Raw genomic sequence first — 13,227 nt, 5'->3', positions numbered from 1 at the left:
ACTTCCGCATCCTGGGAAGGATGGAGTGGCTTTCCCGGGACGTTGCTCTGCCGATCGGACGCCGCCGCGAAAGGCTGTTGCTCGGACTGCTCCTCCTCGACATAGGGCGGGTCGTGCCGGCTCACCGGCTCGTCGATCTCCTGTGGGACGAGGAAGAACCTCCGTCCAGCGCACGCGGCAGCCTTCAAGTGCATGTCTCGCGGCTGCGCGGTCGCTTCACGGCGGCAGGTGCCGAGCAGCACGGGTTCGTCCTGTCCCGGGGCAACGACGGCTATCTCGTGGACGGAGACCCCGAGGCGGTCGATCTGCACCGGGTCCGCCGTCTGTGGCAGCGCGCCGAACGGGAAGAGGACGTGAACGAGCGGCTGCGGCTGCTCAATCTCGCGCTGGACGACTGGGGCGGTCCGGTGCTCGCGGGCACCGCACCGGAGGGGCTCGTACGCAGGCTCGGCACGGGCGTCGACGCCTTATACCTGTCGGCGGTCACCCAGCGGGCCGAGGCACGGCTAGCACTGGGTCACCGGGGCCTGCTGCTGGAGGAGTTGGCCCGTGCGACGGCCGAGTACCCACACCACGAGCGGCTCGCCATGCTCCGCATGATCGCGCTCTACCGCGCCGACCACCGCGGAGAGGCGCTGGAGGTCTACCACGAGACCCGGGCCAGGCTCGCCCAGGACCTCGGGCTCGATCCGGGCGCCGATCTGCGCCGCGTGCAGGGAATGATCCTGCGCGCGGATCCCGCCCTGCTCGACGGACCGATCCTGCCGGACGCCGTCCGTGCAGCCCAACAGGGGTACGGACCCGCCACGGGCAGCCGTGGAATTCCTGCCTCCGCGCGCCACGTCCGTACCGCGGGGGAAGCCGAAGGCGGTACGCAGGGGCAGACGCGGGTGCGCGGAACCGGTGGCGACATCCGGCCCATTCCCACCCCTACCACGGCCAAGGTCGTCGAACCTCATCATGCCAAGGCACGGCCTCCGGAAACGGACGTAAGTCATCGACCGGAAACCAGCCATTCCGATGTGCACGGTTCCATCGCGTATCGGGCGGATGATCACTCCGAATCGGGCCCGGTGCCGGCCCGACCGGTTGCGGAGTCCGTCCAACGCCGCTCCCGGACCGGCGCGTTCATCGGCCGGGCCCATGAACTGGAGCGTCTGACCCAGCTCGCCTCCCTGGCGCGCGGCGGCTCCGGAGTCGTCATGATCGTGGGCCCCGCGGGCAGCGGCAAGACCGCGCTCGCCCTCCAGTGGTGTCGCGGCAGCACCGACGCGTTCCCCGACGGCCAGCTCTTCCTCAACCTCCGCGGACACGGCGACGAGAGCCCGATGAACCCCAAGGAGGCGCTGTCCGGCTTGCTGCGGGCACTCGGCGTCCCCTACCAGAAGCTGCCCCACGACGTGCCCGCCCTGGCCGAGCTCTACCAGCGCACCCTGACCGGACGCCGGGTGCTCGTCGTCCTCGACAACGCCGAGACGGCCGACCAGGTCAAACAGCTCCTTCCGTACGAGGCCGGCTGCCTCGCACTGGTCACCAGCCGCAACCGGCTCGGTGCGCTGATCGTCAGTCACGGCGCTCCCATGCTTCCGCTCTGTCCGCTTGCCACGGACGACGCCGAGGAACTCGTGCGCAGCGTCATCGGCCCGGCGCGCGCCGCGGCGGAGCCGGAGGCCCTCGCCGATCTGGTCGCCATCTGCGACCGCACGCCCCTCGCCCTGCGGATCGCCGCCGCCAATCTCGCCCTGCACCCCTCCAGCCTGATCGCCGATCACGTGGCGGAGATGCGCTCGGGAAACCCGCTGGAGAGCCTCGCGGTGGCGGGCGACCCCGACTCGGCGGTCCGCAGGGCCTTCGAACACTCCTACCGCCGGCTCGACCCACAGGCCAAGGAGGCGTTTCGAACGCTGGGGCTGCTGCCCTGCCCCGTCACCACCGCCGCGGCCGTCGCGGCACTCCTCGGGCGCCCGCTCAGCGCCGCACACCGGGTGATCGACCGTCTCTTCGCCGAGCATCTGGTGGAGCGCAACGGCCAGGACCGGCTGCGACTGCACGATCTGATCTGGTGGTACGCCCGGTTGCTCGCGGACGCCGAGGAGTCGGCCACCGCCCATCGCGAGGCACGTCGTCGGTTGCTGCGCTGGTACACGGCGTGCGCGGACGCAGCAGCCCGGAGCCTGTATCCGCAGATCCTGCGGTTGGACATCGAACCGGTGGCCCCCGAGGACCGGCCCGAGACATTCCCCGATCCACAGGCCGCCGCGGACTGGTTCGACGCCGAACAGGCCGGGTTGGTACGGCTGATCGAGACCGAGGCCGTCGACGCACCCCACCCCGCCGTGTGGATCCTCGCCGACACCCTGCGCGGCTACTTCTGGCTCCGCAGGGACGCGGAGACATGGACCGCGGTGGCCACCGTCGCACTCCGCGCCGCCCAACAGGCGGGTGATCTGCGCGGACAGGCGGCGGCCCAACAGAGCCTCGGTCTGGTCACCTTCACCCTCGGCGGTCTGGAGCTCAGCAGGACCCACTTCGAGCAGGCCATCGAGTTGGCGCGGCGCTCCGGCTGGGGTGAGTGCGAATCCGTCGCGCTGTCCAACCTCGCAGGCGTCTCGGCGGACCTCGGTCTCCTCAGCCATGCGGCCGAGTTCTACGCGCAGTCCATCGGCATCGACCGCGGACTGCGCCGCACCCCGCACCAGCCGCTCCAGGGCTTGAGCGAAGTGCTCTACGGGATGGGCCGGCTGGTGGAGGCGGAGCAGCTCTGTCGCCGTGCGCTGGCGCTCTCCCGACAGATCTCCGCACCCGACAGCATCGCCCGGATCAGCACCACCCTGGCGATGATCTCGCTCGACCTGGGGGACCTCACCACGGCCGAGGATCTGGCCCGACAGTCCCTGGAGGGGTTCCAGGCCATCGGCAACCTCGCGGGGGAGGGCGACGCCTTCAGCGCTCTGGCGCTGATCGCCGCGGAGGGCGGCGACGACCACGGCGCCCTGCGGTACGGGCTCGCCGCCTGCCGACTGAGCCGCAGGTCAGGCCGGCCGAGGATCAAGCTCGATGCGATGCTGGCGCTCGGTCACGCCCGCTACCACCGTCGTGAGTACACGCGCGCCTTCGAGCACTTTCGCATCGCCCGCAGGACGGCCGAGGGAATGGGCTACCTCAAGGGGCGCACCATGGCCCTGTTGGGACTCGGGGTCTGCGCGGTCCGGGCCCGTCGCCACCACGAGGCCCTGGGATACGCGGCGGGGGCCCTCGCCCTCGCCCAGGCGTCCCAACTCAGGCTCCTGGAGGGGCAGGCGCAGTCGGTCATCTCCCTGGCGCAGGAACAGAGCGGGCATCCCGCCGCTGCCGAACGGGCCCGGGAACAGGCGGAGGCCATCTACCAGGCATCGGGGTACCGGCCCGTGCGTTCCCCCTTCGGGGAAGCGGTGGATTCCGGTACGGCCGCCCCGCGCGCGTGCGGCAGGGCATAGACTTTGACGTACCGTCAGTGCCGATCGTGGGTTGCGCCCTGGCTTTCGCGTCCGCCGGCCCGGGTCGGGGCGGGGAGGCGGGCAGTGCTTGCGGGAGGGGTCGCCCATGGGCCCGATCTCGTGCCCGCCGTGACGGTTGACTCACCAGTTGCCCCGGCCGTCACCTGCGCATCAGCGATGGACGGGCCCTTTTCGATGTATGTGCCGCTCATCCGTGTCGGTGTTGGTCCGAACGGGTGAGGGGTACGAGGATACGGGTTATGAGTAGGTACGAGAGGTACGACGTCACCGACGAGCAGTGGGCGGGGCTGGCCCAGGTCGTCCCGCTGCGCGGGCGAGATGAATGGCCGTCGAGGGCCGACCACCGCACCGATCCACGGGAGTACGAGGCAGCGCAGCGCCGATTCATCGTCCTGAGAGTGCAGGTCTTCTCGGACGCCCGTGAGGTCGCCGACTACCTCATGGGGCAGACGCCCGTGCTGCTCGACCTCACCGGAGCGGACCCGGACGTGGCCAAGCGCATCCTGGACTTCACCAGTGGGGTCGTCTTCGGTCTCGGCAGCGCGATGCACCGCGTCGACCGGAACGTCTTCCTGCTCACCCCGGAGGGGACCGAGGTCGACGGAACCGTGGAGACGACGGACACCTTCACGCGTTCCGTCCCCCGTTCGTAGGAAGGCCGCTGAGACGGAACGGTTCGGCGTGTTGACTGCTGCGTACCGTCCCGCCCATGGCGACGGACACCACACCCTGCGGCGACCACGACACCCGGCCCACAGTCACCGAGCTGCGGCTCTCCGCCTTCAGAGCCCATCGCGCCGTCACCCTGCCGCTCACCTCCCTCACGCTCCTCGCGGGGGCGAGCGGCAGTGGCAAGACCAGCGTGCTCCAGGCGTACGAGGCACTGGGGCGACTTGCGGCCGGTGACGGACTGCGCGACGCCTTCCCCGACCCCTCCCTCTGCGTGCCCGAGTGGGCGGGCCGGGACGGACAGGGCAGGAGGGGGTTTCGTCTCGGCTGCACGGTCGACGGCCCGACCGGGCCGGTGCGTCTCGACCTCGCGGTCCAGGTCGAGCCCGATGTGCGGATCGTGGGCGAGCGGCTGAGCTGTGCGGGCCGGACCCTCTTCTCCACTGCTCTGCGCGATCCGCGTCGATCCCGGGTGGAGGCCGCCTGGTACACCTCCGGACGGTCCACCGTGACCCGGGCGGCACTGCCGGACGACCGTTTGGGTACGTCCCTGCTGCCGTTGCGGGTGGCCGGCAGTACCGACGGCCAACTGCACGTCCTGGCAGCCGCGGAGCAGACGGTGCTCGGACTGCGCTCGGCCTTCGCGTGTGATCCGCAGCCCCGAGGGATGCGGCGTCCCGTGGCCGTGGGGGATGGCCGGTTGCGGGAGGGCTGCGACAACCTCGCGGAGGTGCTCCACCGGACGCGCCGACAGTGCGCGCATCGGCACGCGCGGCTGGCCGCGGCGGTGCGCGCCGGGTGCGCGGGCGAGGTCGCGGGGCTGACCGTGGAGGAACTGGCCGACGGAACGGTACGGGCGTTGTTGGCCCGGGGGGAGGGACGGGCCACTCCGGTGGCCCGGCTCGGGGACGGCGAGTTGCGGTATCTGGCGCTCGCGCTGGTGTTGCTGACCGGGCCCGGAGTGCTGGCCATGAACCAGGTGACGGAGGTGCCCGACGCGTACCAGTCGCTGACCGTGCTCGCCGATGGCCTCGATCGCTGTCTGGACCGCAGACAGGCGCGGGAGTTGATCGGGCTGGCCGCGGAGATGGCGGGGCGTGGGCACGTGCGACTGGTCGGAGCGGTGGCCGATGCCGGCTTCGCACGCGGGGTAGCGGGGGTGACGGTGGTAGATCTGAAGCCGTGATGAGAGACGAAGGATCGCGGCAGGACCCCTCGAACGGTCGGCTCCCCGACCCGGACACCCCCGGTGCCGGGTCGTTGGGGACGCAGCGGGTGACCGAAGGTCTGGATGTGGCCGCTCTGCAAAGCCGATTGGTCGAGTTCGCACGGGTGCGTCAGTGGGGTCCATTCCACACCCCGAAGAACCTTGCGGTCGCCCTCAGCGTCGAGGCGTCCGAGTTGGTGGAGATCTTCCAGTGGCTCACTCCGGAGCAGTCGGCCCGGGTGATGGAGGACGAGGATTCGGCCCACCGGGTGCGGGACGAGGTGGCGGACGTGCTGGCCTATCTGCTCCAGTTCTGCGATGTCCTCGGGGTGGACGTGTTGGCCGCGCTGGCCGAGAAAATCGACCGCAACGAGTCCCGCTTCCCCGCCCCTTGACGTGGGCCGCTGAGGTGCTCCTGATGCCCGTGAGAAGCGCTTGGTCCAGACCGCAACTTCTTTTGATCAAGGAAATATCACTCTATGGAGTCACCGAGGTATCCACAACCGGCCAGCTGTCCACAGATTTCCGAATTCCCCTGGTGTTTGGGCTCAACAAGCCTCACTCTGGGTAATGAATTGAAAGGGCAGTAGTCGTATGAACGGGGGCAGCGTGCATGGATGCGGAACGGCTCGTGACGGTGAGTCGCAACGCCCTGGCGAAGTGCCGGGTCGTACGGGACGTTGTGGCGGAGGCATGGCAGGCCCAGGCGCTGGCGCAGGCGATCGGAGCCTGGCTCGCGGTCTACGGGCCGCCCGAGGTGAGGGGCGAGGCGCGTGCCCTCTGTGAGACGGGTGCCCGCGGAGTGGGAGCACTGGACCAGCCCGACATGCGCAGCGGGGCGATCCGCGCCGCCCAACTGAAGGGTGTGGCGGATGTCCGCGCGACCCTGAAGGCTCTGGTCGTACTGCTGGAGGACGTCGGCATCGCGCTGGTGGGCGTCGCCTGCACCACGGGTCAGGAAGCGCTGTACTGGCAGTGCATCGAAGCCGTGGACGCTGCGGACGAGTCGACCGATCGCGCCGCCGCGATGCTTCGGATACTGGCAGAGCGGGACATTGGCAGACCCCCTGATGCCAGCCGGGGCAGAGCCGGCCCCCGGGCCGGGGCTGCCCCGACGCCGCTCGGGATCGACGGCGGCTGTCCTTCGCGTGCGGCGGTCCCCGGCGGAGGGCCGCAGCAGGCGAAACGGTCGGACCCCTGGGAGGGGTCTCACGCACCGCTGGACTCCGCCTCGGCAACTGCCGGGACGTCCGGTCGATCCCATGGCCCTCACGGGGCGGATCTCGCTGGTCCGCAGGAAGGTCATCGACCGGGCGCGCGCGGTGGGTTCCCGGGTGCCCGTGGCTCGCCCGGGCCCGTGGGCGGACCGTGTGAACGGCTCGGCACCGTGGACTCGGCGGCGGGTTCATGGTGACGTCCGGCACAAGGGCGGGAGGCACCGGAGAGGGATTGTCGTACCCCTCGGAGGCGCGACTCGTGGGGCGGGGAGGGGGCGGGGAGGGGGTGGGGGAGACGGAGGGAGCCACGAGCAGCCGAGTGTGACGTCACCCGCCAGTCCCGACCAGTACCGCCAGTCCCGACCAGGTCCCGACCAGTCCCGCCAGTCCCGAGAGCCGTTGACCAACCCCGTACGCCGTTGACCAGTACCTCAAGCCTTCTGCGCGATGGATTTCACCCCACGGAGCCGTGCGTGTGCGTTCGGGCGGCGGGGGCTGACAGCACCCGGCACGGGAAGGTGCAGGATGGTGGACATGGATCTCCGAATCTTCACCGAGCCCCAGCAGGGTGCGAGCTACGACACCCTGCTGACCGTTGCCCAGGCGACTGAGGCCCTCGGCTTCGACGCCTTCTTCCGCTCCGATCACTATGTGGCCATGGGGTCAGCCGATGGGCTGCCCGGCCCCACGGACGCGTGGATCACCTTGGCCGGCCTCGCCAGGGAGACCAAACGCCTCAAGCTCGGCACCTTGATGACCGCCGGGACCTTTCGACTACCGGGCGTCCTCGCCATCCAGGTCGCACAGGTCGATCAGATGTCGGGCGGCCGGGTCGAGCTCGGGCTGGGCGCGGGCTGGTTCGAGGAGGAGCACCGCGCGTACGGCATCCCCTTCCCCAAGGAGAAGTTCGCCCGTCTGGAGGAGCAGCTGGCCATTGTCACCGGGCTCTGGGGCACCGAGGTCGGCAAGACCTTCTCGTACGAGGGCACCCACTACCAGTTGACCGATTCGCCCGCTCTGCCCAAGCCGGTCCGGGGCAAGGTGCCCGTGCTGATCGGCGGTCACGGTGCCACGCGCACCCCGCGGCTCGCCGCCCAGTACGCCGATGAGTTCAACATCCCCTTCGCCTCCATCGAGGACAGTGAGCGCCAGTTCGGTCGGGTGCGGGCCGCCGCGGAGGCAATCGGGCGCCGGGCCGATGACCTGGTGTACTCGAACGCCCTGGTCGTCTGTGTGGGCAGGAACGACGCGGAGGTCGCGCGCCGGGCTGCTGCCATCGGCCGTGAGGTGGATGAGTTGAAGGCCAACGGGCTGGCCGGCTCACCCGCCGAGGTGGTCGACAAGATCGGGCGCTACGGCGCGATCGGGGCCTCCCGGATCTACCTCCAGATCCTTGACCTGCACGACCTGGACCACTTGGAGCTGATCTCCGCCCAGGTCCAGACGGAACTGAGCTGAGGCCCCTCCCGTGCGCCCCGCCCGTACGCTCGCGACCGCTCTGGCCGAAGGCCCCGTCGTCCTCGACGGCGGGCTCTCCAACCAGTTGGTGGCGCAGGGGTGCGATCTGAGCGGTGGCCTCTGGTCGGCCGGGTTGCTCGCCGATGAACCGGGCCAATTGGTGGCCGCTCACACCGCGTATGTACGGGCGGGGGCACGGGTGCTCATCACCGCCAGCTACCAGGCGTCCTTCGAGGGCTTCGCACGACGGGGGATCGGGCGGGCGCGGGCGGCTGCGCTCCTGGCCCGCAGCGTCGAGTGCGCACGGCTCGTGGGTGACCGGAGTGACGAGGAAGTGTGGGTGGCCGCTTCGGTGGGCCCCTACGGTGCGGTGCTCGCCGACGGCAGTGAGTACCGCGGACGGTACGGGCTCTCGGTGCGCGAGCTCGAACGCTTCCACCGGCCCCGCATCGAAGCGTTGGCTGCGGCGGGACCCGATGTCCTCGCTCTGGAGACCGTCCCGGACATCGACGAGGCGGATGCCCTGCTGCGCGCGGCCGAAGGGTGCGGCCTGCCGTTGTGGCTCTCGTACACCGTTGCCGACGGGCGCACCCGGGCCGGACAACGGCTTTCCACGGCGATGGAGTTGGCCGCCGATCGGCCGCAGGTGATCGCGGTGGGCGTCAACTGCTGTCATCCCGGCGCGGTGGTGCCCGCGGTGGCAGCGGCGGTACAGGGGACGGGCAAGCCCGCGGTGGCCTATCCCAACAGTGGCGAGGGATGGGACGACCGGCGTCGGGCGTGGCAGGGCGGGTCGGCCTATGACCCGGGGGCTGCCCGCGACTGGGTGGCCGCTGGCGCCCGGTTGGTGGGGGGCTGCTGCCGGGTGGGGCCCGGTGCGATCGCAGCGTTGGCCGAGGCTCTCGGCGCACCGCGACCTCCCGGCGATGCCTCGGCGGACACGACCTAGCAAGTTCTCTCCCCCTGGAGCAGGGCCGCCGCCTCGGGACACCTCGGGAAATCGTTTCCTCAGAGCCCGCCGACTGCACGATAATCGGCCGGGTGTTTCTGACCATCAGTACAACCGGTACTCCAGAGCTCCCCGCCACTGATCTCGGCTTTCTGCTCCACAAGCATCCGGACAAGGCGCAGACGTTCTCCACCTCGTACGGCACGGCGCACGTCTTCTACTCCGAGGCGTCCGTCGAGCGGTGCACCGCCGCACTGTTGCTGGAAGTGGATCCGGTGGCTCTGGTGCGGCGCGGCAAGGGCAAGGGAAGGGGTGGTGCACCCGACGCCGCCCTTGCGCAGTACGTGAACGACCGCCCCTACGCGGCCTCCTCGCTGCTGGCCGTCGCCTTGAGCGCGGTGTTCAGCAGCGCGCTGCGCGGAGTGTGCGCCGCGCGCCCCGAGCGGGCCGAGGCTCCTCTGCCCCTGCGCATCGAGGTGCCCGCACTCCCCGCCAGAGGCGGCCCGGAGCTGGTCGAGAAGCTGTTCCGCCCGCTCGGCTGGAGCGTGCAGGCGCTGCCGGTCGCCCTTGACGAGACGTTCCCCGAATGGGGCGATTCACGGTACGTCCAGTTGGTTCTGGAGGGAGAACTACGGCTGGTCGACGCACTGCGGCAGCTCTATGTCCTGCTCCCCGTCCTCGACGACGCCAAGCACTACTGGGTGTCCCCGGACGAGGTCGACAAGCTGCTGCGGGCGGGAGACGGCTGGCTCGCCGACCACCCGGAGCAGAAGTTGATCACCAGTCGCTATCTCTCCCGACGCTGGGGGCTGACCCGACAGGCGATGGAACGCCTCGAACTGGTTCGACTGGCTGAAGCAGACGACCTCCAGGTCGAGGACGTCGACAATGCGGTGGACGAGTCGACCGACACGGAGGAGAAGCCGGTACCGCTCGCCGAGCAGCGCCGGGACGCCGTCCTGGAAGCCTTGCGCAACGCGGGCGCGACCCGTGTGCTCGACCTCGGCTGTGGACAGGGCCAGTTGGTGCAGGCGCTCCACAAGGACGTGCGCTTCACGGAGATCGTCGGAGTGGACGTGTCCGTACGCGCGCTCACGATCGCCGAACGGCGCTTGAAGCTGGACCGGATGAGCGAGCGTCAGGCGGCCCGGATCAAGCTGTTCCAAGGCTCCCTCACCTATACCGACAAACGGCTCACCGGCTATGACGCGGCCGTGCTCAGCGAGGTCATCGAGCACCTCGACCTCCCTCGGCTCCCCGCCCTGGAGTACGCGGTCTTCGGTGCCGCCCGCCCGGCGACGGTCCTGGTGACCACGCCGAACGTCGAGTACAACGTCCGCTGGGAGTCCCTGCCCGCAGGTCATGTGCGCCACGGTGACCACCGGTTCGAGTGGACGCGCGCCGAGTTCCGCGCCTGGGCCGTTCGGGTCGCCGAACGGAACGGCTACGAGGCGACCTTCACCCCCGTGGGGCCTGATGACCCCGAGGTCGGGCCGCCCACCCAGATGGCGGTCTTCACTCGCTCGGACAAGCCGAACGGTGGCACCCCGCCACCCGAGGACCACACCACCGCCGGCGGCTCGGAGAGCGCATCGCGAACCGGGAGCACCGGCACCCACGAGCAGGCCGACAGCGCGAAGGAGGCGAAGGCCGCATGACCACGACGACCGACAGCACCGGAACGCTCCCGCGCCGGGAGCTCCCCGTCACCGATCTCTCCCTCGTGGTCCTGATCGGTGCCACCGGCTCCGGCAAGTCCACCTTCGCCCGCGAGCACTTCAAGCCGACCGAGATCGTCTCGTCCGACTTCTGCCGCGGCCTGGTGGCCGACGACGAGAACGACCAGAGCGCGAGCGGCGACGCCTTCGACGTCCTCCACTACATCGTGGGCAAACGCCTTGCCGCCGGGCGCCTCACCGTCGTCGACGCCACCAGCGTGCAGTCCGAGAGCCGGCGCCAACTGGTGCAGTTGGCGCGCCAGCACGACGTGCTGCCCATCGCCATCGTCCTCGACCTGCCGGAAGCGGTCTGCGCCGAGCGCAATGCGCTGCGCCCCGACCGGGCCGGGATGGACCCTCGGGTGATCCGACGCCACCAGCGCGAACTGCGCCGATCGCTGCGCGGTTTGGAGCGCGAGGGCTTCCGCAAGGTGCACATCCTGCGCAGCGCCGCCGAGGTCGAGTCGGCACGCGTCGTGCTGGAGCGCCGCTACAACGACCTCCGTCATCTCACCGGACCGTTCGACATCGTCGGCGACATCCACGGATGCAGCTCCGAACTGGAGACCCTGCTCGGCAAGCTCGGCTATGTCGACGGGGTGCACCCCGAGGGCCGTACGGCCGTCTTCGTCGGAGACCTCGTCGACCGCGGGCCCGACAGCCCCGGTGTGCTGCGGCGCGTGATGTCCATGGTGGCCTCGCAGAACGCCCTGTGCGTGCCCGGAAACCACGAGAACAAGCTCGGTCGCTACCTCAAGGGCCGAAAGGTCCAGCACACCCACGGGCTCGCCGAGACCATTGAGCAGCTGGACCGGGAGGACGCCTTCGACCCCGCCTTCCGCGACCAGGTGGCCCAGTTCATCGAGGGGCTGGTCAGCCACTACGTCCTCGACGGCGGCAAGCTGGTCGTGTGTCACGCAGGACTGCCCGAGAAGTACCACGGCCGCACCTCCGGCCGGGTCCGGTCCCACGCCCTGTACGGGGACACCACGGGGGAGACCGACGAGTTCGGCCTGCCCGTGCGCTACCCGTGGGCTGAGGACTACCGCGGCCGGGCGGCGGTGGTCTACGGCCACACCCCCGTCCCCAACACGTCCTGGATCAACAACACCATCTGTCTGGACACGGGCGCGGTCTTCGGCGGGAAGATGACCGCGCTGCGCTGGCCGGAGCGCGAGCTCGTCGACGTACCGGCCGAACAGGTCTGGTACGAACCGGCTCGACCGCTGCTCACCGATGCTCCGGGCAGTCGTGAGGGCCGCCCGCTGGACCTCGCCGACGTGCACGGGCGACGGGTGGTGGAGACGCGCCACCTCGCTCGGATCGGTGTGCGCGAGGAGAACGCCGCGGCGGCGCTGGAAGTGATGAGCCGCTTCGCCGTCGATCCTCGACTGCTGCCCTATCTGCCGCCGACGATGGCTCCGACCGCGACCTCGAAGGAAGAGGGATATCTGGAGCATCCGGTGGAGGCGTTCGCCCAGTACCGGGCGGACGGCGTGGCCCGGGTCGTGTGCGAGGAGAAGCACATGGGCTCGCGTGCCGTGGTCCTGGTCTGCCGGGACGCCGCGGCGGCGCGGGAGCGGTTCGGCGTCGACGGCCCCTCGGGGACGATCTACACCCGCACGGGCCGCCCCTTCTTCGACGACGAGAACGTCATCGAGGAGATCCTCGACCGACTGCGCACCGCGGTTGCGGCGGCCGGGCTCTGGGCGGAGTTGGACACCGACTGGCTCCTCCTCGATGCCGAGTTGATGCCCTGGTCGCTGAAGGCGTCCGGGCTGCTGCGCTCCCAGTACGCGGCGGTCGGCGCCGCATCCGCGGCCGTCTTTCCGGCGGCCACCCGGGTCCTGGAGTCGGCCGTCAAGCGGGGCATCGCGGTTGACGGACTCCTGGCGACGCAGCGGGAGCGTGCCGCGGATGCGGCGGCGTTCACGACGGCGTACCGGCGCTACTGCTGGCCGACGGACGGTCTCGACGGGGTGCGCCTGGCCCCGTTCCAGATCCTGGCGTCGCGTGGTCGCTCTCTTGCGGCCGAGCCGCACGACGTCCAACTGGGCTGGCTGGACCGACTGGTGGAGCACGATTCCACCGGTCTGCTCCAGATCACCCGTCGCCTGATCGTGGCCACGGGCGAGGAGGACTCGGTACGGGCGGGTGTGGACTGGTGGCTGGAGATGACCGGCCGCGGCGGGGAGGGCATGGTCGTCAAACCGCTCCAGGCCCTGGTCCGCGACGGCAAGGGGCGACTCGTGCAGCCGGGCATCAAGGTGCGCGGCCGGGAGTACCTGCGGATCATCTACGGTCCCGAGTACACCCGCCCCGACCAGTTGGAGCGTCTGCGTCACCGCTTCTTGAACCACAAGCGGTCCCTGGCGCTCCGGGAGTACGCGCTGGGACTCGAAGCACTGGATCGACTGGCTGACGGCGAGCCCCTGTGGCGGGTCCACGAGGCGGTCTTCGCCGTGCTGGCCCTGGAGTCGGAGCCGGTGGACCCCCGGCTGTGATCGGCGCG

General features: G+C 70.3%; 8 protein-coding genes and 1 pseudogene. All 9 read left to right on the top strand.

All coding sequences use genetic code 11. The features are described 5' to 3' along the window. Positions 1-20: 20 nt before the first annotated feature. The 9 genes and pseudogenes from ABZ348_RS14695 to ABZ348_RS14655 all read left to right on the top strand — a co-directional run bounded on the left by ABZ348_RS14695 (position 21) and on the right by ABZ348_RS14655 (position 13,219). Entirely contained in the window at positions 21-3,476 is a 3,456-nt protein-coding gene (locus ABZ348_RS14695) for a BTAD domain-containing putative transcriptional regulator (RefSeq protein ID WP_358932893.1), read from the top strand. A 260-nt stretch (positions 3,477-3,736) separates the two neighbouring features. Continuing rightward, positions 3,737-4,150: a cell division protein SepF gene (locus ABZ348_RS14690; RefSeq protein WP_358932891.1), complete on the top strand. Its 414-nt coding sequence runs from the start codon at positions 3,737-3,739 to the stop codon at positions 4,148-4,150. A 56-nt stretch (positions 4,151-4,206) separates the two neighbouring features. Beyond that, complete coding sequence (locus ABZ348_RS14685; protein WP_358932889.1) at positions 4,207-5,352, top strand: ATP-binding protein; 1,146 nt, start codon at positions 4,207-4,209, stop codon at positions 5,350-5,352. A gap of 89 nt (positions 5,353-5,441) precedes the next feature. Further along, positions 5,442-5,768, top strand: coding sequence for a nucleotide pyrophosphohydrolase (locus ABZ348_RS14680; RefSeq protein WP_358932982.1), 327 nt, complete (start codon positions 5,442-5,444; stop codon positions 5,766-5,768). Between the two features lie 218 nt (positions 5,769-5,986). Further along, a pseudogene (locus ABZ348_RS14675) lies at positions 5,987-6,427 on the top strand (DUF6099 family protein); the annotation flags it as partial. A 697-nt stretch (positions 6,428-7,124) separates the two neighbouring features. After that, positions 7,125-8,048, top strand: a complete 924-nt coding sequence (locus ABZ348_RS14670) for an LLM class F420-dependent oxidoreductase (protein ID WP_358932887.1) — start codon at positions 7,125-7,127, stop codon at positions 8,046-8,048. 10 nt (positions 8,049-8,058) lie between these two features. After that, positions 8,059-8,997: a homocysteine S-methyltransferase gene (gene mmuM, locus ABZ348_RS14665; RefSeq protein ID WP_358932886.1), complete on the top strand. Its 939-nt coding sequence runs from the start codon at positions 8,059-8,061 to the stop codon at positions 8,995-8,997. A gap of 92 nt (positions 8,998-9,089) precedes the next feature. Beyond that, a complete protein-coding gene (locus ABZ348_RS14660; RefSeq protein WP_358932885.1) occupies positions 9,090-10,655 on the top strand; it encodes a 3' terminal RNA ribose 2'-O-methyltransferase Hen1 in 1,566 nt (521 codons plus the stop codon). Continuing rightward, positions 10,652-13,219, top strand: a complete 2,568-nt coding sequence (locus ABZ348_RS14655) for a polynucleotide kinase-phosphatase (RefSeq protein WP_358932884.1) — start codon at positions 10,652-10,654, stop codon at positions 13,217-13,219. The genes ABZ348_RS14660 and ABZ348_RS14655 overlap by 4 nt, the downstream gene beginning before the upstream one ends. The last annotated feature ends 8 nt before the right edge of the window (positions 13,220-13,227 follow it).

The organism is Streptomyces sp. NPDC005963, assembly GCF_040638655.1.
Taxonomy (GTDB): Bacteria; Actinomycetota; Actinomycetes; order Streptomycetales; family Streptomycetaceae; genus Streptomyces.
The sequence above is the reverse complement of the archived record's forward strand: the minus strand, read 5'-3'. Positions and strand labels throughout refer to the sequence as shown.